This is a genomic window from Gemmatimonas sp. (assembly GCF_044344655.1).
Lineage (GTDB): Bacteria > Gemmatimonadota > Gemmatimonadetes > Gemmatimonadales > Gemmatimonadaceae > Gemmatimonas.
In genome coordinates this window covers 1-26,522 of sequence record NZ_JBIJCN010000046.1, presented here as the reverse complement: position 1 = coordinate 26,522, position 26,522 = coordinate 1, and the positions used below count along the sequence as shown (strand labels likewise).

The following is a 26,522-nucleotide window of genomic DNA, read 5'->3' as shown; positions in this document are numbered from 1 at the left end:
AGAGATGGCTGGCCGCATTCGCATTCGCCTCAAGGCATTTGACCACGCCGTGATCGACCAGGCTTCGGCGGACATCGTCCGCACGGCCGAGAAGACCGGCGCGTCGGTTTCGGGCCCGATCCCGCTCCCGACGAAGACGCAGCGCTGGACGGTCCTCCGTTCGCCGCACGTCGACAAGAAGTCGCGTGAGCAGTTCGAGCTCAAGACGCACAAGCGCGTGATCGACATTCTCGATTCGCGGGCCGGTACGGTGGACGCGCTGACGAAGCTCGATCTCCCCGCCGGTGTGGACGTCGAAATCAAGGTCGAATAGCAGCACCGTGGGACAGTAGGCCCGCAGGACAGTAGGACCGCAGGACGGTAGGACAGGGAAGTTCACGCCGCGGCGCAGTGCGGCGAGTACTGATGGTGTTGCACAGGGCGACATCATCCATAGTCCAACGGTGCATCCGCGAGGGTGCCCGCGACTCGTACGGAGTGAGTCATTTCATGATCGGTATCATCGGAAAGAAGCTGGGCATGACCCAGCTGTTCAACGAGCAGGGGCAGCAAGTGCCCTGCACCGTGGTGGAGGCCACGCCGAACCCCGTCACCAAGGTGATGACGGTGGATCAGGCGGGTTTCGCGTCGGTGGAGCTCGGCTATGGCGCGCAGCGCACGGCGCGCCCCAACAAGAAGGGTGAGCGCACGCCGAAGGGCGATCGCGCCACGAAGGCGGAGCTCGGGCACGCGAAGAAGGCCGGCCTCGAGGCTGCGCCCGCGGTGCTGAAGAGCTTCCGCCTCGATGACGCGCCGGGCAACGCCGCGGCGCCGTCCTACACCGTCGGCGACACGATTTCGGTCGACATCTTCACGCCCGGTGAGCGCGTGAAGGTGACCGGCACGTCGAAGGGTCGCGGCTTCCAGGGCGTCGTGAAGCGTCACGGCTTCGGCGGCGGTCCCAACACGCACGGCAACACCAAGCACCGTAAGCCCGGCTCGATCGGCGCGGGTACCGACCCGTCGCGCGTCATCAAGGGCAAGAAGATGCCCGGCCATTACGGCGCGGCGCAGCATACGGCTATCAGCATCCGGGTCGAGAAGGTCGACGCGGAGCGCAACCTCATTTATCTGCGCGGCAGCGTGGCGGGGCCGACCAACGGCATCGTCTTCGTGCGGAAGCAGGGCTGATCATGACGGCGGAAAACCAGACCTTTCAGGCGCCTGTGTTCTCGGCGCAGGGGAAGCAGGGCGGCACGCGCCAGCTCCCCGAGATGTTCGACGGCATCGTCAACGTGCCGGTCATGCACCAGGCGGTGAAGGCGTTCCTCGCCAACCGTCGCCAGGGCACGGCCAAGACCAAGACGCGCGGTGAAGTCACCGGCGGCAACCAGAAGCCGTGGAAGCAGAAGGGCACCGGCCGCGCCCGTCAGGGCTCGACGCGCGCGCCGAACTGGCCGGGCGGTGGTACGGTGTTCGGCCCGCAGCCGCGCAGCTACACGCAGATCGTGCCGAAGCAGGTCCGTGCGCTGGCGCGTAAGAGCGCCCTCAACGCCCGGGCCCGTGAGAACGCCGTGATCCTCGTCGACGCGCTCAACTACAGCGCGCCGAAGACCAAGACCATCACGTCGCTGCTCGCTTCCCTCGGCGTGGCCGACAAGAAGGTGCTGCTCCTCACGGATGGCGTGAAGCCGAACGTGTACCTGAGCGCCCGCAACCTCGGTCGCGCCCACGTGATGCCGTTCAGCGACGCGAGCACGTACCACATCCTCTGGTCGGATGTCGTGGTGATCGAGTCGTCGGCGCTCACCCAGACTTCGTCGGAGGGCTAAGCGATGAGCACCCTGTTCCGCACCATCGTGCGCCCGATCATCACGGAGCGCACGTCCGCCGCCTATCAGGATCGCGGCGAGTACACGTTCGAGGTGGCGCCCGACGCCACCAAGTTCGCCATCAAGGCGGCCGTCGAGCAGTTGTTCGGCGTGAAGGTGACCGGCGTCTGGACCTCGAACGCGCGCGGTAAGGCGCGCCGCGTTGGCCAGTCGATCGGCCGCCGTCCACACACCAAGAAGGCGATCGTGAAGCTGCGTGACGGCGACACCATCGCGATCTTCGAGGGCTGAGACGCATGGGTATCCGTCAGTTCAAGCCGGTCACGAAGGGCACGCGCTTCCGCTCGGTCTCCGATTTCGCCGAGATCACGCGGAGCACGCCCGAGAAGTCGCTCGTCGAGCCCCTCAAGAAGTCGGGCGGGCGCGACAACCATGGCCACATCTCGATGCGTCGCATCGGTGGCGGCCACAAGCGCATGTATCGCATCATCGATTTCAAGCGCAACAAGTTCGGCATCGTGGGGACGGTGGCGCACATCGAGTACGACCCGAACCGTTCGGCGCGCATCGCGCTGATCGAGTACGCGGACGGCGAGAAGCGCTACATCCTGCACCCGAAGGGGCTCAAGCAGGGCGACAAGGTCGTGTCGGGTCCGGGCAGCGATGTCCGCACCGGCAATGCGATGCCGCTCAAGGAAGTGCCGCTCGGTACGGCAGTGCACAACATCGAGCTCAAGATCGCCAAGGGCGGCCAGATGGCCCGCTCGGCTGGCGCCTTCGCCCAGGTGGTCGCGAAGGAAGGCGAGTACGTGACGCTGCGCATGGGCTCCACGGAAATGCGCCTCGTGCACGGCAACTGCATGGCGACGATCGGCGAAGTGGGCAATGCCGAGCACGAACTGCAGTCGCACGGCAAGGCGGGCAAGAGCCGTTGGCTCGGCAAGCGCCCGAAGGTGCGCGGTGAAGTCATGAACCCCGTCGACCACCCGCATGGTGGCCGTACGCGCGGTGGCCGCAACGTGGTGAGCCCGTGGGGCAAGAAGGAAGGCGTCAAGACGCGCAACAAGAAGAAGGCGTCGCAGCGTCTCATCGTGCGCGGCCGCAAGCGCGGCCGGGCCACGCAGTAACCGCCAGGCGAGACGAGAACCGATATGTCGAGAAGCATTAAGAAGGGTCCGTTCGTCGCTGAGCGCCTGGAGGCGAAGGTGGTCGCGATGAACGCCAAGAACGAAAAGAAGGTCGTGAAGACCTGGTCGCGCGCGAGCACGATCCTGCCCGAGTTCGTCGGGCACACGTTCGCGGTGCACAACGGGAACAAGTTCATCCCGGTGTACGTGACGGAAAACATGGTCGGGCACAAGCTCGGCGAATTCTCGCCGACGCGTCTGTTCCGCGGACACGCGGGCCAGAAGACCGACGCCAAGAAGCCCGGTGGCAAGGGAGGCAAGTAACCCATGGCCAAGGCTGCAGTGAAGACGGGGATCGAGGCGCGCGCCATCCAGCGCACCACGCGTCAGTCCCCCTACAAGATGCGGTTGGTCATTGACCAGATCCGCGGTCAGCGCGTCAACGATGCGCTGGCGCTGCTGAAGTTTTCCAAGAAGCACGCCGCCGAGCAGATCGAGAAGACGCTCAACAGCGCGGTGGCGAACGCGGAGCAGGCGGCCCGTGCCGCCAACACGTCGCTGGATGTCGACGCGCTGGTGATCACCAAGGCTATCGTGAACGAGGGTCCGAAGCTCAAGCGTTGGACGCCGGCGGCCATGGGCCGTGCGACGCCGATGCTGAAGCGGACGAGCCATGTGGAGATCGTCGTGACGGAGGCGGTGCGCTAATGGGACAGAAAACCAATCCGATCGGCTTCCGCCTCGGCGTCACGAAGAACTGGCGTTCGACGTGGTATGCCAAGAAGGAGATGCCGGCGCTTCTCAAGGAAGACGCGCTCCTTCGCAAGTATCTCAAGGCGCGTCTCGACAACGCCGCCATCTCCGATGTGACGATCGAGCGCAAGCCCGGGAAGGTCGTGGTGACCATCCACACGGGTCGCCCGGGTGTCGTGATCGGCAAGAAGGGCGCGGAAGTCGACAAGCTGCGTGACGAGCTCGCGCAGCTGACGGGCAAGGAAGTCGGCATCAACGTCGAGGAGATCAAGCGCCCCGAAGTGGAAGCGCAGCTCGTCGCCGACAACATCGCCGCGCAGCTCTCGCAGCGTATTTCGTTCCGTCGCGCGCTCAAGCGGGCGGTGCAGAGCGCCATGCGCATGGGTGCGCTTGGCATCAAGGTGAAGGCCGGCGGCCGCCTCGGCGGCGCTGAAATCGCGCGCGTGGAAGGGTACATGGAAGGCCGGGTGCCCCTTCATACGCTGCGCGCCGACATCGACTACGCGACCAGCACGGCGAAGACCACCTACGGCACCATCGGTGTGAAGGTGTGGATCTTCAAGGGCGAGATCGTGGAAGATCGTCGTGGCAAGACCTACTCGACCGGCAACTGAGGAACTGAGAGATGCTGAGTCCGAAGCGGGTCAAGTTCCGCAAGATGTTCAAGGGCCGGACGACCGGCCTGGCGCACCGCGGCTCCGACGTGTCGTTCGGCACGTACGGCCTGCAGGCGCTCGAGCCGGGCTGGGTGACGAGCCGGCAGATCGAAGCGTGCCGCGTTGCGATGACGCGTCACATCAAGCGTGGCGGCAAGGTCTGGATCCGCATTTTCCCGGACAAGCCGATCACGAAGAAGCCGGCGGAAACCCGAATGGGCAAGGGTAAGGGTTCGCCGGAGTTGTGGGTGGCGGTGGTGAAGCCGGGCCGAGTGATGTTCGAGATCGAGGGTGTGTCCAAGGAGCTCGCCGAGACGGCGATGGGCCTGGCCGCCGCGAAGCTCGGCGTGAAGACCAAGTTCGTGGCGCGCGAGGAGGCGGTGACCAATGAAGGCTGAAGAGATCCGCGGACTCGCTGACGACGAGCTCACGTCCCGCATTGCGGCGTTGGAGGAGGAGCGGTTCCGCCTCCGCTTCCGCAGTGGCACCGAAGCGCTGGACGAGCCGCTGCGGCTGCGCAGCATCCGCAGGGACATTGCGCGCCTCAAGACGGTCCAGCGCGAGCGTCAGCTCGCCGGCCGTGGCCGCTAACCGAGATACGATCGATGGCTGAGACGAAGAACGCGAGCGCCGCGCAGAACGGCGCCTCCGACCGGACCGCGCGCAAGGTGCGTGTGGGGCTCGTCGTGAGCGACAAGATGGATAAGACGGTGGTCGTTCGCATCGACCGCCGCATGCCGCACCCGCAGTACGGCAAGATGGTGACGCGTACCCGCAAGCTGAAGGCGCACGACGAGGAGAACTCGGCGAAGCTCGGCGACACGGTGCGCATCATGGAGACCCGGCCCTTGTCGAAGGACAAGCGGTGGCGCGTGGTCGAGATCGTCGAACGCGCGCGCTAAGGGGATACGGCCATGATTCAGCAGGAATCGGTGGTAAAGGTGGCGGACAACAGCGGCGCCAAGCGCGCGCTGGTGATCCGAGTGCTGGGCGGCACGCGCCGTCGCTACGCGGGCCTGGGTGACCGGGTGATCGTGGCGGTGAAGGACGCGCTGCCGAACGGGACGGTGAAGAAGTCCGACGTGGCCAAGGCCGTCGTCGTCCGCACGGTGAAGGAAACGCGCCGCAAGGACGGATCGTACATCCGCTTCGATGAGAATGCGGTGGTGATCATCAACGACAACGGCGAACCCAAGGCGACGCGTATCTTCGGCCCCGTGGCGCGCGAGCTCCGCGAGAAGCGCTACATGAAGATCGTGTCGTTGGCGCCCGAGGTGCTCTGACCATGCGGAAGAACGTGTACTACAAGACGGATCGCGGCCAGCGCCTCGGCGCCGCGCGTCACGCCCTCAAGGCGTCGCGTGAAGTGATCCATGTCACCAAGGGTGACACCGTCCGCGTGATGCGTGGCGACGACAAGGGGAAGGAGGGCAAGGTCCTCCAGGTGTACCCCAAGACGGGCCGCATCAAGGTGGAAGGCATCAACATCGTCAAGAAGCACCGCAAGGCACGCACGGCAGAGGAGCAGAGCGGCATCATCGAGATGCCGGCGCCTTTCCACGCGTCCAACGTGATGCTGCTCGATTCGAAGACCGGCAAGCCGACGCGGGTACGCAACCGCCTCGACAAGGACGGCACGAAGGAGCGCATCGGCGTGAAGAGCGGTGAAGTCATCCCCCGCGCGCGCTGACCGGAGTAACTGAAGATGGCGACCAAGGAAAAGGGCGCCGCCAAGGGCGGCGCGAAGGGTGGGGCCAAGGGTGGCGCGAAGGCGGGTGCAGCCAAGGGCGGCGCCGCACAGAAGGGCGGCGGCAAGAGTGGCAAGCAGGCCGGCCAGACGCGTCAGGCAATCGACTTCACGAAGCGTGACCATGCCGGGGCTGGCCTGCCCGTCGCGGCGCCGCGTCTGAAGGCGTACTACGAGAACACGGTGCGCGCGAGTCTCGCGAAGCAGTTCGCGTTCACCAACGCGCACCAGATCCCGACGCTCACGAAGATCGTGATCAACTGCGGCGTGGGTGAGGCGGTCAAGCAGCCCAAGCTGCTCGACGTCGTGGTGGAAGAGCTCGCGCTGATCACCGGTCAGAAGCCGGTGCGCCGCAAGGCGAAGAAGTCGGTCGCGAACTTCGGTCTCCGCGAAGGACAGGAGATCGGGGCGTCGGTGACCATGCGCGGCGCGCGCATGTGGGAGTTCCTCGACCGCTTCGTGACGGTGGCGTGCCCGCGTATCCGCGACTTCCGCGGCCTCGGCACGAAGTCGTTCGACGGGCGCGGCAACTACACGCTCGGCATCAAGGAGCAGATGATCTTCCCCGAGATCAACTACGACATGGTCGAGCAGATCCACGGCATGGACATTACGTTCGTGACGACGGCCGAGAAGGATGCGCACGCGTTCGCGCTGCTGCACCAGCTGGGCATGCCGTTCCGTGGCGACGACAAGCCGGTGACGCCCAAGGTGGCGCAGCCGAGCGCGGCCTAATCCAGGACTGACATCAGATGGCGAAGACGAGCAAGCTGGCCCGCAACGCCCAGCGCAAGGAGCTGGTGGAGCGGCATGCCGCGAAGCGCGCGGCCTTCAAGGCCGTGATCAACAACCCGAAGAGCACGCCGGAAGAAGTGCAGGCCGCGGTGAACGCGCTGCACAAGATGCCGCGCAATTCGTCGGCGACGCGTGTCCGTAACCGCTGCAACGTGAGCGGCCGCCCGCGTGCCTTCCTGCGGCACTTCGGTCTCAGCCGCATTGCGCTCCGCGACATGGCCCTGAACGGCCTGATCCCGGGCGTGCGCAAGGCGAGCTGGTAAGCGGTTCCGGCGCGTCGACAGACGCGCCGGCTGCGGACCTGCCCGTGGCCTCCGGGCTGGGGCGGGACGTGAGCAGGACCCCAAACGAGCTGTGGGGCTTGGAGTTCGAGGGTCGCAGGGAGAGATTACATGGCTCCCCCCGCGGGACACGAACTCCGGCCCCGGAGCTCGCCCATTCATTCACTTCCTACAGGTCCGCCTGGAGCGGATACCATAGGAGATTTATCAGAGCATGAGCCTGAACGACCCCATTGCCGACATGCTGACGCGCATTCGCAATGCGTGTGCTTCCAAGCACCGCCGCGTCGACATGCCGGTTTCGAAGATGAAGATCGAGATCGCGCGCATCCTGAAGGAAAACGCCTTCATCCAGGATTACCGCACGGTCGATCTCGAAGACGGGAAGAGCGTGCTGCGAGTGATCCTCAAGTACGCACACGGTGGCCAGTCGGTGATCCGCGAAGCGAAGCGCATCTCGACGCCCGGTCTGCGCAAGTACGTGGGCGTGACGGAAATCCCCCGCGTGCGCAACGGCCTCGGTATGGCGATTTTGAGCACCTCGAAGGGCATCATGTCCGATCGGGATGCCCGCTCCGCCAACACCGGCGGTGAACTCCTCGCCCTCGTCTGGTAAGGAGACGCACACTCATGTCACGTATTGGTAAGCGCCCGATTCCGGTTCCGGCCGGAGTGACCGTGGCGATCAACGGCAGCACGATCAAGGTGAAGGGACCGAAGGGCGAACTCGCCCGGACGCTCCCGGCCGACATGATCGTGGCCCAGGAAGGCAGTGAAATTCTGGTGAAGCGTCCGACGGACGAGGAGCGCCACAAGGCGCTGCACGGCCTGACGCGTACGCTCGTGGCGAACATGGTCGAAGGCGTGACGACGGGCTTCAAGAAGGTGCTCGAGATCACCGGCGTCGGCTACAAGGCCGAGATCAAGCCCTACGGCGCGCTGCTGTCGCTGGGCTTCTCGCACCAGATCGAGTACAAGGCGCCGGCCGGCGTGTCCATCACGGCTCCGAATCCGACCACGGTCGTGATCGAGGGGTCGAGCAAGGAGCACGTGGGGCAGGTGGCGGCCGAGATCCGCAGCTTCCGCAAGCCTGAGCCGTACAAGGGCAAGGGCGTCAAGTATCAGGGCGAAGTCATCCGGCGTAAGGCCGGCAAGGCGGGAGGCAAGTAATGGCCAAGATCGCGATCCCGCGTACTAACGCGGAGAAGCGCAAGCGTCGTCATCTGCGCGTGCGCAAGTCAGTGAACGGTACGCCGGAGCGTCCGCGCCTGGTGGTGTTCCGCTCGCTGAAGCACATCTACGCCCAGATCGTGGACGACGTCGCGCAGCGCACGCTGCTGACCGTCGGCGACGAGAAGCTGAGCGGCACGAAGTCGGAGCGCGCGCTGGCCGTGGGCAAGGCGGCGGCGGAGAAGGCGAAGGCGGCGGGTATTTCGAAGGTGGTCTTCGATCGCGCCGGTTACCAGTACCATGGCCGCGTGAAGGCCGTTGCCGATGGCGCCCGAGAGGGCGGCCTGGAGTTCTGATCATGGCAGACGCACAGAATCAGGGTGGCGCTCCGGCGCGTGGTGGACGTGGTCCGGGCGGCGGCGCAGGCCGTGGCCGCGGCGGTCCGGGTGGTGGTGGTCGTGGTCGCGGTGGTCCGGGCGGTGGCCCGGGTGCCGGTCGTGGCCGTGGCCCAGGCGGTGAAGGCGGTCAGGGCGGGCGCGACGGCCGTGGCCGTGGCCCCGATCGTGGCGGCCCGCAGCAGGAGCGCGAGCAGAGCGATCTGGTCGAGAACGTGATTGCGATCAATCGCGTCGCGAAGGTCGTGAAGGGTGGTCGCCGCTTCTCGTTCAACGCCCTGGTGGCGGTGGGCGACGGACAGGGCAAGGTGGGTTTTGCCACCGGCAAGGCGAACGAAGTGTCGGAAGCGGTCCGTAAGGCCGTCGACGCGGCGCGCCGCAGCATGGTGACGATCCCGCTGACCGGCAGCACGATCCCGCACGAAGTGGTGGGCAAGCACGGCGCCGGCAAGGTGTTGATGAAGCCCGCCGCCCCCGGTGCCGGCGTGATCGCCGGTGGCGCGGTGCGCGCGGTGCTCGAGTGCGCCGGCATCCACGACATCCTCACGAAGTCGCTGGGCTCGACCAACCCGCACAACATGGTGCGCGCGGCGGTTGACGGTCTCACGCACCTGATCACCGTCGAGCAGGCCGCGAAGGAGCGCGGGCTCGATGTGTCGCAGATCGGGTACAAGAGCCGGGCGAAGTCGAAGACGGAAGCGGTGAACACCAGCAAGGCGGCCGTGGTGGCCGCGGAGGTGGCATAATGCCGCGGACGTTCGTGTGGCACCCGTCCAAGGGGCCGGCCAAGACGCCGAAGCTTCAGCCCCCCACGGAAGGCAAGGTGAAGATCACGCAGGTGCGCAGCGCCATCGGCCACTCGTGGCGGATGCGGGCGACGCTTGCGGCGCTCGGCCTGCGTAATCATCAGGCGAGCGTGGTGCAGCAGGATTCCGCCTCGCTGCGCGGCCAGCTCAAGAAGGTGCGTCACCTGGTTCAGGTGACGCCGGTGGAGGAGTAACCCGATGGCCAATAAGGAGACGGTCGAGAAGATCGGCCTGCACAATCTGTCGCCGGCGCCGGGTTCGCACCGTTCGCGCCGTCGGCTCGGCCGCGGCCCGGGCTCCGGCCTCGGCAAGACGTCCGGCAAGGGTCACAAGGGGTCCATGGCCCGGTCGGGTCACGGCGGTCCTGGTGGCGGCAAGCCGCACTTCGAAGGCGGCCAGATGCCCATCACGCGTCGTATTCCCAAGCGTGGCTTCACCAATCCGTTCCGCGTGGAGGCGCAGCTCGTGCGCCTCAGCGAACTCGCCCAGGTGGCGGGGGATGAAGTGACCACGGAAACGCTGCTCGCCGCGGGGCTCATCCGCGCCGGGCAGGGACCGGCCAAGCTCCTCGCCAACGGTGAGGTGTCGCGTGCGGTGACGGTGAAGGGCGTGAAGGTCAGCGCCTCCGCCAAGGCAAAGATCGAAGCGGCCGGCGGCCGCGTCGAAGGCTGACGGAGAATACTCAGCGCATGGCAGACCAGAACAATGCGGCGACGCGGGCTGTTGCCAACATTTACCAGACGCCCGAGCTGTGGGCGAAGATCACCTTCACGTTCCTGTGCATGGTGCTCTATCGCGTCGGCTCGCATATCACGGCGCCCGGTATCGACGTCCAGGCGCTGACCGACTACTTCACCCGCCAGCAGGGCGGTGGCCTCCTCGGCCTCTACGACATGTTCGTGGGTGGTGGTCTCTCACGCGCCACCGTGTTCGCGCTCGGCATCATGCCCTACATCTCGGCGAGTATCTTCGTCCAGATCGCCGGGGCCGTGCTGCCGAACGTGGACAAGATGCAGAAGGACGAAGAGGGGCGGAAAAAGCTCACGCAGTACACCCGCTACCTCACCGTCGTCCTCGCGCTGATCCAGGCGTACGGTTTTGCGCTCTTCACCGCGTCGCTTCCGGCGGCGGTGTCGCGCCCGGGGCCGTGGTTCACGATCCAGATGATGCTCTTCCTCACCACCGGCGCAATCTTCGTCATGTGGCTGGGTGAGCAGATCACCGAACGCGGCCTGGGCAACGGCGCGTCGCTGATCATCTTCTTCTCGATCGTCGAGCGGATGTGGCCGTCCATCTTCCAGACGTTCAACTTCGTGACGACGGGCGCGATCGCGCCGCTGTCGCTCGTGGTGCTGGCGCTGGTGATGGTCGGGGTGGTGGCCGGTGTGGTCGCGATCACCGTGGCCGCGCGTCGCGTGCTCATTCAGATCCCGCAGCGCACCATGGCTCGCGGGCGTCAGCGTGAAGCCGCGCGCAACTTCATCCCGCTGCGCATCAACACCGCGGGCGTGATGCCGATCATCTTCGCGCAGTCGGTGATCGTCATCCCCGGCGCGCTGGCGCAGTTCAGCGGCAATGCGAAGCTGCAGGAGATCGCGGAGTACTTCAATCCGCAGGGCCCGAACCCGTGGCTCTACTTCGTCTTGTCGGCCGTGCTCATCCTGCTGTTCACGTACTTCTACACGTCCATCATCTTCAATCCGGTCGACCTGGCCGAGAACCTGAAGAAGCAGGGCGGTTTCGTGCCGGGCATCAAGCCGGGCGCGAAGACGGCGGAGTACATCGAGCAGGTGGTCGAGCGCATCACGCTGCCGGGCGCGATCTTCCTCACGTTCATCGCTCTGATGCCGATCGTCATTGCGCGCATCGTCAACGTCCCGTTCGCGTTCGGTGGCACCTCGCTGCTGATCGTCGTCGGGGTGGCGCTCGATACGATGGCGCAGATGCAGCAGCACCTGCTGCTCCGCAAGTACGATGGCTTCATGAAGAAGGGCCGCGTGAAGTTCCGCGGTCGTCAGGCCACCCAGGGTGGCTTCTAAACTCCTCCCATGATCATCGTCCTGCTCGGTCCTCCGGGCGCGGGCAAGGGAACTCAGGGCGAGCGGCTTGCCGCTCGCCTTGACGTTCCTAAGATCGCGACCGGCGATGTGCTCCGCGCCGCAGTCCGTGACGGCACTCCGCTTGGCCTCGAAGCCAAGGCTGCCATGGATCGCGGCGATCTCGTTCCCGATGCCGTCATCATGGGCATCATGAAGGACGCGCTGGCGTCGCCCTCGGCCGCCAAGGGCGCGATCCTCGATGGTGTGGTGCGCACCACGCCGCAGGCCGATGGCCTGAGCCAGACGCTCGCGTCGCTCGGCAAGACGCTTGATGCGGTCCTGCTCTTCGAGATCGACGAGGATGAACTCGTCCGTCGGCTGAGCGGCCGTACCACGTGCGACGTGTGCCAGCGCCCGTTCTTTGGCCGCCAGCCGGGCGAAGCCTGCGAGGAGGGCGGCCAGACCGGCACGCTCGTCCGCCGCAAGGACGACGAGCCCGAGGCGATCCGCAAGCGCATGCAGGTGTACCGCGACCAGACGGCCCCGGTGATCGACTGGTACGCTCACCACGGCGCCAACATGGTGCGCGTGGACGCCCTCGGCTCCCTCGAGGAAGTCGAAGCACGCATGCAGTCGGCGCTCGGGCTCTAACCATGGCCACCGGTAGCTCCGCGCCGGCGACGATGCTCAAGTCGCCGCGCGAAATCGAGATCATGGCCCGTGGCGGAGACATTCTCCACGCCACGCTCATGCACGCCAAGGCGCACGTGCGCCCGGGCATCTCGACCATGGAGATCGACCACCTGGTCGAGAGCTTCATCCGCTCGCACGCGGGCGCCACCCCGGCCTTCAAGGGGCTCTATGGCTTCCCCGGCAGCGCGTGCATCTCGATCAATGAGGAGATCGTGCACGGCATCCCGTCGCGCAAGCGCATCCTGGCCGATGGGGACATCGTCACCGTCGACGTGGGCGTGAAGCTCGACGGGATGTACACGGACGCGGCCATCACCATACCGGTCGGTACGATCGATGAGCAGACGCAGCGCCTGCTCGAGGTCACCAGGGCGTCGCTCGACGCCGGCATCGCGGCCGCTGTTCCCGACAATCACGTGGGTGACATCGGCGCCGCCGTGCAAGCGGTGGTGGAGGCGGCCGGCTTCAGTGTGGTTCGCGAGCTCGTGGGACACGGCGTGGGGTTCTCGCCGCACGAGGAGCTACAGATCCCCAATTACGGCAAGCCCAAGCGCGGCAAGAAGCTGAGCGTGGGGCTCACGATCGCGATCGAGCCCATGGTCAATGTGGGCACCGCCAAGACGCGCACGCTGAGCGACAAGTGGACAGTGGTGACGGCCGACGGCAAGCGATCGGCGCACTTCGAGCACACGGTGGCGATCACCGAGCACGGGCCGCGCATTCTCACGCTGCCTCGCTGAACGCGCCGGGCCCACCGCCTTCAGTTGCGGGTAAGCCCCGCGACCACCGCTTCGTCCTGGCCGCATCGCACCCGCACTGTGCGGGCGCCACCGCGATAACCGCTGACGCTGATGCGGATCTGATACGTCCCTTCAGGGAGTTCGAGCACCGTGCCGGAGGCCACATCCACCCGCACGGTGCTTTTGTAATTGTCCCTCTCGAGGCGCACGGTCGCCTCGCCCGTCGACGCGCCGGTGAAGGTGAGCAACACGCGGCCGACGCGTGCCGCTGCAGGAGTGGACGCGCTGCACGGCGCCGACCGGAGTGCGGTCGCGCCGGACGCTGGTCGTGAGGGCGAGCCATCCGTGGAACGCCCCTGGTTCAATCGGGTGCACCCCGCAGCAAAGAGCAGGGCCGAGCTACACGCGATCACGTGAAACAACGATCCGCGCACTGATCGGGACATCGGGCGGCTGGTGTTGATGGTGAGTGTCACGCAGGGCGCATCGCGCGTTCCGCGGCCGCTTCGGCGAGACGCACATGCATCGCGGCGGCATCGAGCAGCGTGCGGGCCTCAGACGCAAGGGTAGCGCTGCGCTCCGTTCCATCGTCGTCGAGCGACGCCACATTGATGCGCACATTCAAGACGGCGGCCTTGCAGGCCGCTTCCGCCATGAGCGCCGCGACACAGGCGTCGCTCACGGCGTTGCTGTTGCCACGCTCTGCCAGTGCTGCAGCCAGCGCTGCCACTTCCACCGCCGTGCGTGCACTTTCGAGCGGCACCTCGGCTGCATGGATGAGCGCTGTGCGAATGGCATTGGCCCGTGCAGCCTGCTCGGCCGCGGTCTCCTTGGGCAGGTGGTGGGCCGCGCGCACCGCTGCATAGCTCGCCGCGTCACGCTCCACGAGTTGTGTGAGCGCGCGCCGCAGCGTGCCGGCCTGACGCGAGATGTGCTTCATCTCTTCCTCCACGGCGGCGTACATCTGCTTGCCCATCGTGAGCCCCGCGACCATCTGCGCCAGTGCCGCGCCGAGCGCACCGGCGTGCGCCGCCACGCTGCCGCCGCCGGGGGTGGGATCGGCGCTCGCCACGCGCGACATGAATCCGTCGACCGTTTCGCCACCGCCCACCACCTCGCGCACCCTGGTCTCGAGCAGCATACCTGTGTTGAAGCCACGCAGCTGCACGTGGCGCGCGCCGGCTTCGAGCATCACGCGCTCCGGTACGAGCCCCACCAGCTCACTCCAGGTGGGCGCTACACCATGGGCAGCGGCCTCGGTCGTCACGGCCTCGTACACACGGTCGAGTGGTGTCGTGTCGGTGTCGACCAGGTTCATGGACACCTGCGCCTGGCCGTCCACCTCCATCCCCAGTGCCTTTACGTAGCGCAGGCCGCCACTGGAGCCGCGAATGGCCCTGGCGACCGCCTTGGCTACGGGGAGGTTGCTCTTGTCGCCGAGGTAGACGTTGTACGCCACAAGAAACGGGCGGGCGCCCACTGCGGTGGCGCCGGCGGTGGGGTGCAGCGCCGGTCCACCAAAGTCGGGGTGCCGCGCCGGATTGGTGCGCACCTCCTCGCGAAGCCCTTCGAATTCTCCGCGTCGCACATCGGCGAGGTTCTCTCGCGCCGGTGTGGTGGCGGCCCGTTCGTAGAGGTACACCGGCACGCCCAGGTCGCGATGGGCGCACGCGCCCAGTTCGCGGGCGAGGGCAATACAGTCGTCCATGGTCGCGCCCTCCAGCGGAATGAAGGGCACGACGTCGGTCGCGCCGATGCGGGGGTGCTCACCCTGATGCTTCGTAAGGTCGATCCGGTCGCGTGCCACGCGCATGGCCGCGAGCGCGGCGGGAACAGCAGCATCGAGGCTGGCCACGAAGGTGATCACCGTCCGGTGGTGCGATGCATCGCTCGACACGTCGAGTACGTGCGCGCCGGCGGTCGCGGCAATGGCGTCACGAATGGCGCTGATGACCGAAGGGTCGCGCCCTTCGGAGAAATTGGGGACGCACTCGACGAGCGGCATGGCGTGAGTTCGCGTTTCGGTATGGCAGCGCAACAGCGAGGGCGCGGAGTAGGCGGCGTCGCCCGGAGAAGTTACCACAAAAGCGGTGTACGGTCGTTGGGATGCCCTCCGTCGCTCCGAGCGATCCGTGCCGTGCTGCTCAGCCGAGTCGGTCGTTGAGGATGTCGAGAAACCAGTCGTGGAGTGTCCCGTTGGAGGCCACGATGGTCCCACCGAGGAGGCGGGCCTCGCGTCCCTCGAGATCGGTCACCCGCCCGCCGGCCTCACGGACCAGGAGCATGCCGGCCGCGAAGTCCCAGGGATTGAGCCACAGCTCCCAAAAGGCATCGAAACGCCCGTGGGCGACGTCGGTGAGGTCCAAGGCGGCGCTACCGGCACGTCGCATGCCCGCGGTTGCGGGCATGAGGCGTCGCATCATGGCAAGGTACCGCTCGGCATACGACACATCGCGAAAGGGGAAGCCCGTGCCGATAAGCGCCCGCGCCGGTTCCGCGATGGTGGACACGTGCATGCGCTGGCCGTCCACGAAGGCGCCGGCACCCGCCGTGGCCGTGTAGACGCCCCCGCGGGCGACATCGTGAATGACCGCCGCCTGCGGGACGCCGTTGAGTGCCATGCAGATGGACACACAGTAGTTGGGGAATCCGTGCAGGAAGTTGGTGGTGCCGTCGAGCGGATCGACGATCGCCACCAGCCCGTCTTCCGGGTTGCCGTCGTTGCTGAGTTCTTCCCCTACGATGCGGAGCCCCGGTATCCGTGCGAGCAGGGTATCACGAATGCGCTCTTCGGCGCCGAGATCCACGTGGCTCACGAAGTCGGTGGCACTCTTGGCCTCCCACTGGATGGCGCGGTGGGTCCGCGCTTCCTGCGCGATGAAGTCGGCGGCCGTGGCGGCGGCGGAGACGGCGGCATTGAGCCACTGGTGGCGGTCGGCGTGCATGGCCGGCGGTATGGGGTTGCGAGGGAGGGTTCCGGGGCTCGAGGTGTCGCACCCTTCTTCCGGAAACTAGTTTGAAGCATGGCACGCATCTTCAGTGGTATCCAGCCTTCGGGCGAGCTCCACATCGGCAATTATCTGGGCGCAGTGAAGAACTGGGTCCAGCTGCAGGCTACGCATCCCGGTGCGATCTATTGCGTGGTGGACTATCACGCCATCACCGGCACCTACGATCCCCAGGTGCTGCGCGCGCGACGCTGGGGCATGGCCAAGTCGCTGCTGGCGTCGGGGATCGATCCGGCGCGTGCGGTGCTGTTCATGCAGAGCGACGTGCCGGAGCACACCGAGCTCTCGTGGATCTTCACCACGATCACGCCACTAGGTGACCTTGAGCGCCAGACGCAGTTCAAGGACAAAGCCTCGAAGATGGAGTCCATTCCCGCGGGATTGCTGATGTATCCCGTGCTGCAGTCGGCGGACATCCTCCTCTATCGCGCAGACAGTGTGCCGGTCGGTGAGGACCAGATCCAGCACCTCGAGCTGGCCCGCGATACGGCGCGCAAGTTCAATGCGAAGTTCGGTGTGGAGTACTTCCCTGAGCCCAAGCCGTTGCTCACCCCCACGCGCCGCATCATGGGGCTCGACGGCAACGCGAAGATGTCGAAGTCGCTGGGGAACACGATCGGGTTGCTCGAAACGGACGACGACATCTGGCAGAAGCTGCGACCGGCGATGACCGATCCGCAGCGCGTCCGCAAGAGCGATCCGGGGCGTCCCGAGGTGTGCAACATTTTCCAGCTGCACAAGGCCTTCAACGGCGAGCCCACGGTGGCCAACGTGGCCGAGCAGTGCAGCACGGCCGGCTGGGGGTGCATGGACTGCAAGAAGGTGCTGCTGGAAGGCATGGTGCAGGAACTCACGCCCATCCGCCGGCGCTCGGCAGAACTGGATGCGGAGCCCGCCAAGGTGCTCGACGCCATCGCCGACGGTGGCCGTGCGGCTCGTGCCATTGCGCAGGAGACGATGCGCGAGGTACGCGACATGATCGGGCTGGATGGGGTGCGGGCGCACTGACCGCCCCCGCCCCCGAAGGCCATGGGGCAGGCGATCACGCCGGCTGCCCCGCTCCGGACCGGATTCGAAAGTCTGTTCGGTGTGTAGTACTTTTGAGGGATGACATCCCTTTCCGTCGCCCAATTGGGCGGGCTCATGGTGCCCGCCGTCTCTACGTTCACGGCCAGCGGTGAACTCGACCGCGCTGCCTTCCAGCGCAATCTCGATGCCCACCTCGCGTTCGGTATGGACGGCGTGCTGGTGGGGGGCTCGAGCGGTGAGTCTGCCCTGCTCGAGAACGACGATCGCTGTCAGTTGCTGGCCTGGGCGCGTGAGCGGATACCATCAGACCGGTGGCTGTTGGCGGGCATTGGCAGCGAAAGTACGCGCCTGACCATTCAGCGCGCCAAGGATGCGAAGGACGCCGGCGCCAACGCCGTGCTGGTCATCTCGCCGCATTACTTCCTGAAGCGCATGAGTGAGCAGGCGCTGCTCGCGCACTTCAAGACCGTCGCCGATGCGAGCCCGCTTCCCGTGCTGCTGTACAACATGCCCGCCTATACGCATATCGTGTTGAGCCCCGCCTTCGTACACGAGATGGCGCAGCATGAGAACGTGATCGGCATGAAGGACAGCGCCGGCAATATTCCGGTGCTGCAGCAGTACCTCGAAGCGCAAGGCGAGCGCTTCAAGGTGCTCACCGGTAGTGGCGGGACGGTGGTCCCGGCCCTCGAGGCGGGCGTGGCGGGAGCGATCCTCGCGATTGCGCTCTATGCCGGTCCGCTGGTCCGCACGATGGTCGATCAGTGGCGTGCGGGTGAGCGCGACGCCGCGGCTGATTTGCAGCAGAAGCTGGTGCCGCTCGCGACCGACATCGCCGGGGCGATGGGGCCCGCTGGTATCAAGGCCGCGATGAACATGGCGGGGCTGCACGGCGGGCCCACGCGGTCACCGTTGCTGCCCGTGGTCGGCGACGAACTGGCGATCGTGCGGGCACGCATGGAGAGCGTGGGGCTCGCCTGACACCGCGGGCCTCGTGTGCGGGGCTCCCAGCGGCGGGGGGGGACGAAACTGCGATCCCCGGTGCGCGTACGGACACACATGCTCACCCTCGCGCTCCTCGTCCTCGCCCTCGTGATGGGCATGTTGCTCGTCCCGCTGGGGTTGCCCGGGCTCTGGCTGATGCTGGGGGCCACCTTCGTGCACTATCTGGCGGTCCCGGGCGGGTCGATCGGTGTGGTGACCCTGCTCGTGGTGGGGGCGCTGGCAGTGACGGCCGAGGTGGTGGAGTTCGCCGTCGCGGGTCGCTATGCCCGCAAGTACGGCGGCTCACGGCGTGCCTCGTGGGGGGCCGTGCTGGGCGGGCTGGTTGGCGCTTTCGTGGGGGTGCCGGTTCCCCTCATCGGGTCGATGGTGGGGGCCTTGGCGGGCGCCTTCGGCGGGGCGTTTGTGGCCGAGATGACCGTGGCCCGCGATCGGCGTGGTGCGCCGGTGGAGGTGGCGACCGGTGCCATCGTGGGGCGGGCCGTCGCGGCGGCACTCAAGGTCGGTATCGGGCTGGTGATCATGGTCTGGGTCGTTGCCGCTGCGCTCGTAGGGGTGGGGACGGCGTAACCCGCCACAGGCAACGATTCGATGCCAAAACGCCCGCCGTCATTGCTTCGGGTGCCAGACGGTCTAGATTCCAACAACGCCTCGCGGACCGTCCGCGGGGCGTTTTTTGTGCCTGGCCGTTCAGGCTGCCGGAGAGCTGATCGCATGTTCGATTCGAAGACGCGCACGGTCGTCGTGGTGGGCGCGCAGTGGGGCGACGAGGGGAAGGGCAAGCTGGTGGACGTGCTGGCCGAGCAGGCGGACTGGGTGGTGCGCTACCAGGGCGGCGCCAACGCCGGTCACACCGTGCATATCGGCGACAAGTCGTTCATCCTGCATCAGATCCCGAGCGGCATCCTGCATCCCGGCGTGCGCTGCGCGATCGGCAACGGCGTGGTGATGGATCCAGAGACGCTGTTCACCGAAATCGACGAATTGGTCGCCGACGGCGTGGACGTGGAGGGGCGTCTCTACGTGAGTGAGCGCGCGCACCTGGTCATGCCGTACCACAAGCTGGTCGACAAGGCGAGTGCGGCCAGCAAGGCGATTGGCACGACGGGGCGTGGCATCGGCCCCGCCTACGAAGACAAGGTGGCCCGTCGCGGTGTCCGGGTGCTCGACCTGCGCAATGCGGACCGTCTGCGTGACCTTGTGACCCTCGGCGTGGAGCGCGCCAATGCGCAGCTCGAGCGCTCGGGGAGCGACGTGCGGGCGTCCGTCGAGGAAACGCTGGCGATCCTCAACGGGCTGGCGCCGCGACTGCTCGGCCTGGCCGACGACGTGGGACTCTGCGTGCACCGCGCCATCAAGAGTGGCGCCGCGGTCCTCCTCGAGGGGGCGCAGGGCTCGCTGCTCGATATCGATCATGGCACCTATCCGTTCGTGACCTCCAGCAACACCACCGTGGGCGGCGCGGCGACGGGCGTGGGCATCTCCCCGATGGCGCTCAATGCCGCGTTGGGAGTGGTGAAGGCCTACACCACGCGTGTGGGCAACGGCCCGCTCCCCACGGAACTCGAGGAGCCGCTGCACAGCCATGTGCGTCAACTGGGGCACGAGTTCGGGGCCACTACGGGGCGTCCGCGCCGCTGCGGATGGTTCGATGGCGTGGTGGTGCGTTACGCCGCGCGCGTGAACGGCCTCACGGGCCTCGCCATCACGAAGCTGGACGTGCTCGACACGCTTGATCAGCTGGCCGTGTGCACCGGCTACAAGGTGGGCGACGACGTGTATACGGAGTTTCCCGCCGATCTGGCGGTGCTCGAGAAGGCAGAGCCGATCTACGAGTGGTTCCCCGGGTGGAAGCAATCGACGCAGGACGCGCGTACGATGGCGGACCTCCCGCCCGAAGCGCGCGCCTACCTGGATCGCCTCGAGCAGCTGTGTGACACGCCGATCGCGTTCGTGAGCGTGGGCACGCGTCGCGACCAGATCATCCCGCTCACGCACTGAGCGACTCGCGCGTTCGGGATGCCTGCAGCATGAGCAACGATGCGGCGGCAACGCCGGCGATGGCGGTGGACGTCGCGATCGTGGGCGCGGGGCCGTGCGGCCTCGCGGCGGCGATTGCCGTGCAGCGGGCCGGATTGTCGGTGGTACTATTCGATCGGGGCAGCATCGTGCACGGCATCGCGAGCTATCCCACCTACATGACCTTCTTCAGTACCGCCGAGCGGATTGCGATCGGCGGGGTGCCGTTCATCGTGGCCACGGAGAAGCCCACGCGCCGAGATGCGCTGGCCTACTACCGTGGGGTGGCTGACCTGTATCAGCTCGACGTGCGGCAATTCGAGACGGTCGAGTCGATGCGCCCCGGGCGTGTCGATCTGCGCGGAGGGCCGCCGACGCCGGATCGGGGTGCTGCCCGGTGGGTGCTGCGGTCGGTCAAGCGCTCCGGCGCGGTGTGCGAGACGGCGGCGCATGCGGTGGTGATCGCCACTGGCTACTTCGGGCGTCCCAATCGTCTGGAGGTGCCGGGCGAGGAGCTCCCGCATGTCCGGCACGGCTATACCGAGGGCCATGCCGCTTGGCGCGAGCCGGTGGTCGTGGTGGGTGGCGCCAACTCCGCCGTCGACGCCGCACTCGACATGTATCGCGCTGGTGGGCAGGTCACGCTCGTGCATTTCGCCGAGGGGCTCGACGCCAACGTGAAGCCGTGGGTGCGTCCCGAGATCGAGGCGCGACTGCGTGATGGCAGCATCCGCAGCTGTTTTCAGTCGCGGGTGGTGGCGATCGAACCCGAGGCCGTGGTGGTGCGCGGCCCGCAGGGGGACACGCGGATCCCGGCGACGCAGGTCTACACCATGACCGGCTACCTGCCGGAGACAGGGCTGCTCGAACAGATCGGCGTGCCGATCGACCACGAGAGTGGCATCCCGGCACACGACCCGATCACCATGGCGACACCCGTTCAGGGTGTCTACCTTGCGGGAGTGATCGCGAGCGGCAACCACGCCAATCGCATCTTCATCGAAAACGGCCGCGATCACGGCGACGCGATCGCGGCGCACGTGCAGCGCTCCCTGCAGCGCTCCCTGCTGCGCTGACGCCCGGCATCCAGCCTGGCGGTGCGGTGCAGTACGACCCCGAACACCGAATCCCCATGAGTCACCCCGATGTGATGGACAAGCTGGTGTCGCTCTGCAAGCGTCGCGGCTTCATCTTCCAGTCGTCCGAGATCTATGGCGGCACGGGATCGGTGTGGGACTACGGGCCGCTCGGTGTGGAGCTCAAGAAGAACATCAAGGATCGCTGGTGGCACGCGATGGTTCGTTCGCGTGACGACATCGAGGGGCTCGATGCCGCGATTCTCATGCATCCACGCACCTGGGAAGCGAGCGGTCACGTGGCCGGCTTCGTGGACCCGCTGGTAGACTGCAAGACGTGCAAGGGGCGCTTTCGCGCCGACAAGCTCGAGGACGCGAAGTGCCCGCAGAAGCCCAGCAAGCAGCCGGGGCAGCACGAGGCCTGCGCCCTCACCGAGGCGCGTCAGTTCAATCTGATGTTCAAGACGCACATGGGCGCGCTCGAGGAGAGCGCGAGCATCGTCTACCTGCGTCCGGAGACGGCGCAGGGGATCTTCGTGAACTTCCTGAACGTCCAGCAGTCGATGCGCCAGAAGGTCCCGTTTGGCATCGCGCAGATCGGCAAGGCGTTCCGCAACGAAATCACGCCCGGCAACTTCATCTTCCGCACGCGTGAGTTCGAGCAGATGGAGATGCAGTTCTTCGTGGAGCCTGGCACCGACATGGACTGGTTCGAGACGTGGAAGGCGCTGCGCATGCAGTGGCACCTCGACCTCGGCCTGTCGCCCGACCGCCTCACGTTCCATCAGCACACGGCCGGTGAGCTCGCGCACTATGCGCGAGCGGCGTTCGACGTGACCTTCGACTTTGGCGGCACGCTGGGGTACCAGGAGATCGAGGGCGTGCACAATCGCTCCGACTTCGACCTCATGCAGCACCAGCAGTACTCCAGCAAGAAGCTCGAGTACTTCGATCAGGTGAACAACAAGCGGTACGTCCCCTACGTGATCGAGACGAGCGTGGGGGCTGATCGCGTGACCTTGGCGGCGCTGGTCAATGCGTATCGCGAGGAAGCGGTTGAAGGGGAGGCCGAAGGGCGCGTGGTGCTTGGCCTGCACCCGTCGATCGCCCCGATCAAGGCGGCGGTGTTCCCGCTCACCAAGAAGGACGGCCAGCCCGAGGTGGCAAAGCGGATTCTCGAGGATCTCCGCGGCGCCTTCACGGTGGACTACGACGAGACGGGCTCCATCGGGAAGCGCTACCGCCGGCAGGACGAAGTGGGGACGCCGTTCTGCATCACGGTGGACGGGCAGAGCACGGGCGACAACACGGTGACGGTGCGTGATCGCGACTCGCTGTCGCAGGACCGGGTGGATGCGTCGCAGCTCAAGGCCTATCTGGCGGGCAAGCTGGCGAGCTGACGGCGGGCAGGGGGCAGGCGCCCGGGGGACCGGCCCCCGGGGGCGCCGCAGCGGGATCCCCCGCCAAACCGTAGGTTAGGGAGCATCTCACCCTAACCCTCAGGCGTCATGTTCCCTGTGCGTTCTCTCGCTCTGCTGGCGCTGCCGGCTGCGGCGCTGCTGCAGCCGCCGGCCAAGCCCGCGGCCCGGACGGTCAGCCGCCCGGCGTCGGCGACGGTGGCCCTCGCTCCGGCCACGCTCGACTCGGCCTTCCTCAAGAACTTCCGCTGGCGCAACATCGGCCCGGACCGCGGAGGGCGGTCGATCGCGGCGAGCGGCGTGAAGGGACGGAAGCACGAGGCCTACTTCGGGGCCACCGGCGGTGGCCTCTGGAAGACTACCGATGGCGGCGAGACCTGGAGCCCCGTCACCGATGGCCAGATCACCAGCGCCTCGGTAGGCGCCATCGCGGTGAGCGAGTCCAACCCCGATGTGGTCTACATCGGCACCGGGGAAAGTGCCATCCGCGGCAACATCATGCCCGGCGACGGCATCTACAAGAGCACCGATGCCGGCAAGACGTGGAAGCACGTAGGCTTCCGCACGGTCGACGCGATCTCGAAGATCCGCGTGCACCCCACCAACCCCGACATCGTGTACGCGGCCGTGTTCGGCAAGTACAGCGTGCCGAGCGAGGAGCGCGGGGTGTACAAGAGCACCGACGGTGGGGCCACGTGGAAGCGCGTGCTGTTCCGCGATGCGAAGAGCGGCGCGGTGGACCTTGCGATTGATCGCACCAATCCGCAGGTGCTCTACGCCGGCATCTGGGAAGCCTATCGCAAGGAGTACCAGATGTCGTCCGGCGGTCCCGGGTCGGGACTGTTCAAGAGCACCGATGGCGGTGACACATGGACCGAGATCACGCGCGCGACGGGGTTGCCGAGCGGCCTCGTGGGCAAGATCGGCGTGGCCCTGACCGCGGCCAAGCCCGGGCGCGTCTACGCGCTGATCGAGAACGAGAACGGCGGCCTGTTCAAGAGCGACGACGCGGGGGCCACGTGGACCTTCGTGAACGGCGACCGCAACATCCGCCAGCGGGCGTTTTACTACACGCACCTCTTTGCGGATCACCAGAACGCCGACCTCGTGTACCTCGAGAACGTGTCGTTCTTCCGGTCGACCGACGGTGGCAAGACGATTACCAGTATCGGCAACGGCAGCCACGGGGACTGGCACGATCTGTGGATCGATATGGACGATCCGTCGCACCTCGTGGCCGGCAATGACGGCGGTGGCACGGTCACGTTCGACACCGGGAAGAAGTACTCCGAGCAGGACTTCCCCACCGAGCAGTGGTATCACGTGATCACCACGAAGCACGTGCCCTTCCACGTGTGCGGCTCGCAGCAGGACAATAGTACGCTCTGCACGCCGATGAACTGGAACATGGGCCGCCAGAGCGCGGCGCCCGGACAGGAGGCGCAGGGTGGCATGGCGGTGTCGTACCAGGTCGGTGGCGGTGAGCCCGGCTACATCGCCCCCGATCCGCTCGACGTCGACGTGTTCTATTCGGGTACGAACAACGGCGGCTACGTCGACAAGTTCAACAAGAAGACCGGCCTGTCGCGCGAAGTGAATCCATATCCCTGGTTCTACTCCGGCGAACCGGCGAAGGAAATCAAGGAACGCTGGCAGTGGACGTTCCCCATTCTCTTCTCCTCTATCGACCCGAAGCTGCTCTTCGTGTCGTCGCAGCGCCTCTGGGCCTCTCGTGATGGCGGCCGCACTTGGAAGAACCTGAGCCCCGATCTCACGCGACACGCGCCGGAGACGCAGGAGAAGTCGGGCGGGCCGATTACCGGCGACATGAACGGCCCCGAGGTGTACGGCACCATCTTCTCGGTGGGACCGAGCAAGAAGGACGTGAACACCATCTGGACCGGCTCCGATGATGGCCTCGTGTACATCACGCGTGACTTCGGCAAGACGTGGACGAACATCACGCCGAAGGAGATGCCGGAGTTCGGCCGCGTCTCGCAGATCGACGCCTCGGCCTTCGATGCGGGCACCGCGTACATCTCGGTCCGTCGTCCGCTCCTCAACGACCGCGCGCCGTACATCTTCCGCACCACCGACTTCGGCAAGACGTGGACCAAGATCGTGGCTGGCCTCGGCGCCGAAGACTATGTGCACGCCGTACGCGAGGACCCCACGCGCAAGGGGTTGCTGTACGCCGCCACACAGCATGGTGTGTACCTCTCGTACGACGACGGCGCGAAGTGGCAGAGCCTCAAGCTCAACATGCCCGATGTACCGGTCGCGGACCTGATCGTGGAGCGCGACGAACTGGTGATCGGCACGCACGGTCGCGGCTTCTGGGTGCTCGACAACATCGCGCCACTGCGTCAGGCCACGCCCGCGGTGCTGGCGGCGAAGTCGCACCTGTATACGCCGGCCGTGGGGCTGCGGTCGTCCCCCGGTGTCACGCTGAGCTGGATGTTCGGTGAGAAGCCCAAGCGTGCCACGCTGACCATCGTGGACAGCCTCGGCGCCGTGCTGCGCGAGTTCACCGGCGATACCGCGTCCGCCACGGCGGCCGGCCCGGCCGGTGGCCGTCGCCGCGGCACCAGCAGCACCTTCCCCATCGCGGCGGGGCTCACCCGTCTCACCTTCGACCTTCGTGCCACGGGCATTGAAAGCTTCCCGGGCATGGTGCTCTGGGGCGCCGGTACGGCCGGCCCGGCACTGCCGCCGGGCAACTACACGGTGCGACTCACCGCCGATGGTCAGGAGTTCAAGGCGCCGCTGCGCGTTCAGCGCAGCCCGCTCCTCCCTGAAGTCACCGACGCGGATCTGCGCGCGCAGTATGCGTTCGGCAAGCAGGTGCGCGACAAGACCAACGACGCGCAGCGCGCCGTGATCGAGATCCGCCGCGTGAAGGCGCAGCTCGATGATCGCTACCAGCGCGCCAGCGACGATGCCCAGCTCAAGGCGAAGGGCGAGACGCTCCGCGCCAATGCCTTTGCCGTCGAGCAGAACGTGTACCAGGTGAAGAACCAGTCGGGGCAGGACCCGCTCAACTTCCCGATCAAGGTCAACAACCGCCTCGCGAACCTGCTGTCGATGGCCGAGCGTGGGGACGGCCCGCCGGGCACCTACATGCCGGAAATTCTGAGCATTCTCACGAAGGAGCTCACCGGCTATCAGGGTGCGCTCGAGAAGGTGTGGAAGACGGATCTCTCCGCGGTCAACGCGGAACTGGCCCGACTCAAGCTGCCGCCGCTCGATCCGAAGTGCACGGTGGTGGCCGGATGCTCGGCCAGGCCGTGAGGGGCCAGGCCGTGAGGGGCCACGCCGTGAAGCGGCGACGTCTGTTGGTGGCGCTTGGCGCGATGGCGCTGAGCACCATCACGGTCGGTACGCTGATGGCGTGCGGGCCGAGTGCGCGAACGAAGGTCGTGAACGCGATGGAGGGGTGTCTGGCCGCGCGCAATGCGCTGTTCACGGCAGGGCAGGCGGATCAGGCGCTGGCCACACCGCTGCCGGCGGCGATCGACTCCCTCGCGGACCAGACGGCGTACAGCGTTGGCTTTAACGCATATCAGGAAGTGGCCGAGGCTGCGGAAACGCAGGCGGAACTCACCTGCGCCCTCGAACTCGGGGCTCACTATCAGCACGAGGATGTGCGCACCTGGCTGCAGTCCTTCTGGCGCAGCCCGGACGCGCCGGTGGCCCAGCACGCTCGCCGTTTGCACGATCAGCAACTGGCGCGCCTCGGGCGGGCGGTGACCTCCGCGCCGTAGCGGGTGCCGTGGTTGGCTCCGTAGCGGAAACGAACACGGGGGCGTGGCCAGTTGGCCACGCCCCCGTGTTCTGCTCGTCTGTGCTGATCAGCGTTCGATCTTGACGCCGATCATGCCCCACGGCTTGTAGAACTCGAAGCTCGGGTCGTCGCCGCCACCGCCACGGTTCTGACGGTCGCCCACGTACGCGCGG

Annotated in this window: 35 protein-coding genes; 32 read left to right on the top strand and 3 right to left on the bottom strand. The window is 66.6% G+C overall.

What is annotated here, in order from left to right; all coding sequences use genetic code 11:
• Positions 1-4 precede the first annotated feature (4 nt).
• The 24 genes from rpsJ to map all read left to right on the top strand — a co-directional run bounded on the left by rpsJ (position 5) and on the right by map (position 13,013).
• Entirely contained in the window at positions 5-313 is a 309-nt protein-coding gene (gene rpsJ / locus ACIQ51_RS11635) for a 30S ribosomal protein S10 (RefSeq protein ID WP_012682361.1), read from the top strand.
• Positions 314-489: 176 nt separating this feature from the next.
• Positions 490-1,170 (top strand): 50S ribosomal protein L3, encoded by a 681-nt coding sequence (gene rplC / locus ACIQ51_RS11630; protein WP_396205210.1) that lies wholly within the window; start codon positions 490-492, stop codon positions 1,168-1,170.
• 2 nt (positions 1,171-1,172) lie between these two features.
• Complete coding sequence (rplD, locus tag ACIQ51_RS11625) at positions 1,173-1,811, top strand: 50S ribosomal protein L4 (RefSeq protein WP_396205208.1); 639 nt, start codon at positions 1,173-1,175, stop codon at positions 1,809-1,811.
• 3 nt (positions 1,812-1,814) lie between these two features.
• Positions 1,815-2,102: a 50S ribosomal protein L23 gene (locus ACIQ51_RS11620; RefSeq protein ID WP_396205207.1), complete on the top strand. Its 288-nt coding sequence runs from the start codon at positions 1,815-1,817 to the stop codon at positions 2,100-2,102.
• A gap of 5 nt (positions 2,103-2,107) precedes the next feature.
• Positions 2,108-2,938: a 50S ribosomal protein L2 gene (gene rplB, locus ACIQ51_RS11615; RefSeq protein WP_396205206.1), complete on the top strand. Its 831-nt coding sequence runs from the start codon at positions 2,108-2,110 to the stop codon at positions 2,936-2,938.
• Between the two features lie 24 nt (positions 2,939-2,962).
• Positions 2,963-3,262: a 30S ribosomal protein S19 gene (gene rpsS, locus ACIQ51_RS11610; RefSeq protein ID WP_396205205.1), complete on the top strand. Its 300-nt coding sequence runs from the start codon at positions 2,963-2,965 to the stop codon at positions 3,260-3,262.
• A gap of 30 nt (positions 3,263-3,292) precedes the next feature.
• Positions 3,293-3,646 carry a 50S ribosomal protein L22 gene (gene rplV, locus ACIQ51_RS11605; RefSeq protein WP_291164293.1) on the top strand — a complete coding sequence of 118 codons (354 nt, stop codon included), beginning with the start codon at positions 3,293-3,295 and terminating at the stop codon, positions 3,644-3,646.
• Positions 3,646-4,305 carry a 30S ribosomal protein S3 gene (gene rpsC / locus ACIQ51_RS11600; protein WP_396205204.1) on the top strand — a complete coding sequence of 220 codons (660 nt, stop codon included), beginning with the start codon at positions 3,646-3,648 and terminating at the stop codon, positions 4,303-4,305. Before rplV ends, rpsC begins: the two co-directional genes overlap by 1 nt.
• Before the next feature lie 11 nt (positions 4,306-4,316).
• Positions 4,317-4,745 (top strand): 50S ribosomal protein L16, encoded by a 429-nt coding sequence (gene rplP, locus ACIQ51_RS11595; protein WP_396205203.1) that lies wholly within the window; start codon positions 4,317-4,319, stop codon positions 4,743-4,745.
• On the top strand, positions 4,735-4,938 hold the full coding sequence (gene rpmC, locus ACIQ51_RS11590) for a 50S ribosomal protein L29 (protein ID WP_396205202.1): 204 nt from the start codon (positions 4,735-4,737) through the stop codon (positions 4,936-4,938). The genes rplP and rpmC overlap by 11 nt, the downstream gene beginning before the upstream one ends.
• Before the next feature lie 14 nt (positions 4,939-4,952).
• The gene (gene rpsQ / locus ACIQ51_RS11585) at positions 4,953-5,249 is read left to right on the top strand and encodes a 30S ribosomal protein S17 (protein ID WP_396205201.1); all 297 of its coding nucleotides are present in this window, start codon (positions 4,953-4,955) and stop codon (positions 5,247-5,249) included.
• A gap of 12 nt (positions 5,250-5,261) precedes the next feature.
• Positions 5,262-5,630: a 50S ribosomal protein L14 gene (rplN, locus tag ACIQ51_RS11580; RefSeq protein WP_012682372.1), complete on the top strand. Its 369-nt coding sequence runs from the start codon at positions 5,262-5,264 to the stop codon at positions 5,628-5,630.
• A gap of 86 nt (positions 5,631-5,716) precedes the next feature.
• Positions 5,717-6,037, top strand: a complete 321-nt coding sequence (gene rplX, locus ACIQ51_RS11575; protein WP_396205214.1) for a 50S ribosomal protein L24 — start codon at positions 5,717-5,719, stop codon at positions 6,035-6,037.
• Positions 6,038-6,232: 195 nt separating this feature from the next.
• On the top strand, positions 6,233-6,829 hold the full coding sequence (gene rplE / locus ACIQ51_RS11570; RefSeq protein ID WP_396205213.1) for a 50S ribosomal protein L5: 597 nt from the start codon (positions 6,233-6,235) through the stop codon (positions 6,827-6,829).
• 17 nt (positions 6,830-6,846) lie between these two features.
• Entirely contained in the window at positions 6,847-7,152 is a 306-nt protein-coding gene (gene rpsN / locus ACIQ51_RS11565) for a 30S ribosomal protein S14 (RefSeq protein ID WP_396205200.1), read from the top strand.
• 232 nt (positions 7,153-7,384) lie between these two features.
• Complete coding sequence (gene rpsH, locus ACIQ51_RS11560) at positions 7,385-7,786, top strand: 30S ribosomal protein S8 (RefSeq protein ID WP_396205199.1); 402 nt, start codon at positions 7,385-7,387, stop codon at positions 7,784-7,786.
• A 14-nt stretch (positions 7,787-7,800) separates the two neighbouring features.
• Positions 7,801-8,340 (top strand): 50S ribosomal protein L6, encoded by a 540-nt coding sequence (gene rplF, locus ACIQ51_RS11555; protein ID WP_396205198.1) that lies wholly within the window; start codon positions 7,801-7,803, stop codon positions 8,338-8,340.
• A complete protein-coding gene (rplR, locus tag ACIQ51_RS11550) occupies positions 8,340-8,696 on the top strand; it encodes a 50S ribosomal protein L18 (protein WP_396205197.1) in 357 nt (118 codons plus the stop codon). Before rplF ends, rplR begins: the two co-directional genes overlap by 1 nt.
• A gap of 2 nt (positions 8,697-8,698) precedes the next feature.
• Positions 8,699-9,481, top strand: a complete 783-nt coding sequence (gene rpsE, locus ACIQ51_RS11545) for a 30S ribosomal protein S5 (protein WP_396205196.1) — start codon at positions 8,699-8,701, stop codon at positions 9,479-9,481.
• Positions 9,482-9,558: 77 nt separating this feature from the next.
• Positions 9,559-9,735 carry a 50S ribosomal protein L30 gene (rpmD, locus tag ACIQ51_RS11540; RefSeq protein WP_396205212.1) on the top strand — a complete coding sequence of 59 codons (177 nt, stop codon included), beginning with the start codon at positions 9,559-9,561 and terminating at the stop codon, positions 9,733-9,735.
• Positions 9,736-9,766: 31 nt separating this feature from the next.
• Entirely contained in the window at positions 9,767-10,213 is a 447-nt protein-coding gene (gene rplO / locus ACIQ51_RS11535) for a 50S ribosomal protein L15 (RefSeq protein WP_396205211.1), read from the top strand.
• 17 nt (positions 10,214-10,230) lie between these two features.
• Positions 10,231-11,580: a preprotein translocase subunit SecY gene (gene secY, locus ACIQ51_RS11530; RefSeq protein WP_396205195.1), complete on the top strand. Its 1,350-nt coding sequence runs from the start codon at positions 10,231-10,233 to the stop codon at positions 11,578-11,580.
• Between the two features lie 9 nt (positions 11,581-11,589).
• Positions 11,590-12,231, top strand: coding sequence for an adenylate kinase (locus ACIQ51_RS11525; RefSeq protein ID WP_396205194.1), 642 nt, complete (start codon positions 11,590-11,592; stop codon positions 12,229-12,231).
• A 32-nt stretch (positions 12,232-12,263) separates the two neighbouring features.
• Positions 12,264-13,013 carry a type I methionyl aminopeptidase gene (map, locus tag ACIQ51_RS11520; RefSeq protein ID WP_396205193.1) on the top strand — a complete coding sequence of 250 codons (750 nt, stop codon included), beginning with the start codon at positions 12,264-12,266 and terminating at the stop codon, positions 13,011-13,013.
• Positions 13,014-13,033: 20 nt separating this feature from the next.
• Here map and ACIQ51_RS11515 read toward each other — a convergent pair whose 3' ends face one another.
• The 3 genes from ACIQ51_RS11515 to ACIQ51_RS11505 all read right to left on the bottom strand — a co-directional run bounded on the left by ACIQ51_RS11515 (position 13,034) and on the right by ACIQ51_RS11505 (position 15,958).
• Positions 13,034-13,264: a hypothetical protein gene (locus ACIQ51_RS11515; protein WP_396205192.1), complete on the bottom strand. Its 231-nt coding sequence runs from the start codon at positions 13,262-13,264 to the stop codon at positions 13,034-13,036.
• A 221-nt stretch (positions 13,265-13,485) separates the two neighbouring features.
• Positions 13,486-15,018: a glutamate formimidoyltransferase gene (gene ftcD / locus ACIQ51_RS11510; RefSeq protein WP_396205191.1), complete on the bottom strand. Its 1,533-nt coding sequence runs from the start codon at positions 15,016-15,018 to the stop codon at positions 13,486-13,488.
• 139 nt (positions 15,019-15,157) lie between these two features.
• On the bottom strand, positions 15,158-15,958 hold the full coding sequence (locus ACIQ51_RS11505) for an inositol monophosphatase family protein (RefSeq protein WP_396205190.1): 801 nt from the start codon (positions 15,956-15,958) through the stop codon (positions 15,158-15,160).
• Between the two features lie 78 nt (positions 15,959-16,036).
• Between ACIQ51_RS11505 and trpS the strand changes: the two genes are divergently transcribed.
• The 8 genes from trpS (at position 16,037) to ACIQ51_RS11465 (ending at position 26,329) form a co-directional block, all read left to right on the top strand.
• Entirely contained in the window at positions 16,037-17,029 is a 993-nt protein-coding gene (trpS, locus tag ACIQ51_RS11500) for a tryptophan--tRNA ligase (protein WP_396205189.1), read from the top strand.
• 99 nt (positions 17,030-17,128) lie between these two features.
• A complete protein-coding gene (locus ACIQ51_RS11495) occupies positions 17,129-18,031 on the top strand; it encodes a dihydrodipicolinate synthase family protein (RefSeq protein WP_396205188.1) in 903 nt (300 codons plus the stop codon).
• A gap of 78 nt (positions 18,032-18,109) precedes the next feature.
• Positions 18,110-18,622 carry a DUF456 family protein gene (locus tag ACIQ51_RS11490; protein ID WP_396205187.1) on the top strand — a complete coding sequence of 171 codons (513 nt, stop codon included), beginning with the start codon at positions 18,110-18,112 and terminating at the stop codon, positions 18,620-18,622.
• 144 nt (positions 18,623-18,766) lie between these two features.
• The gene (locus ACIQ51_RS11485; RefSeq protein WP_396205186.1) at positions 18,767-20,053 is read left to right on the top strand and encodes an adenylosuccinate synthase; all 1,287 of its coding nucleotides are present in this window, start codon (positions 18,767-18,769) and stop codon (positions 20,051-20,053) included.
• A gap of 29 nt (positions 20,054-20,082) precedes the next feature.
• Positions 20,083-21,147: a YpdA family putative bacillithiol disulfide reductase gene (locus ACIQ51_RS11480; protein WP_396205185.1), complete on the top strand. Its 1,065-nt coding sequence runs from the start codon at positions 20,083-20,085 to the stop codon at positions 21,145-21,147.
• Between the two features lie 56 nt (positions 21,148-21,203).
• Complete coding sequence (locus ACIQ51_RS11475) at positions 21,204-22,547, top strand: glycine--tRNA ligase (protein ID WP_396205184.1); 1,344 nt, start codon at positions 21,204-21,206, stop codon at positions 22,545-22,547.
• 117 nt (positions 22,548-22,664) lie between these two features.
• Positions 22,665-25,856 carry a WD40/YVTN/BNR-like repeat-containing protein gene (locus ACIQ51_RS11470; protein ID WP_396205183.1) on the top strand — a complete coding sequence of 1,064 codons (3,192 nt, stop codon included), beginning with the start codon at positions 22,665-22,667 and terminating at the stop codon, positions 25,854-25,856.
• Positions 25,857-25,882: 26 nt separating this feature from the next.
• The gene (locus ACIQ51_RS11465; RefSeq protein ID WP_396205182.1) at positions 25,883-26,329 is read left to right on the top strand and encodes a hypothetical protein; all 447 of its coding nucleotides are present in this window, start codon (positions 25,883-25,885) and stop codon (positions 26,327-26,329) included.
• Positions 26,330-26,522: the final 193 nt, after the last annotated feature.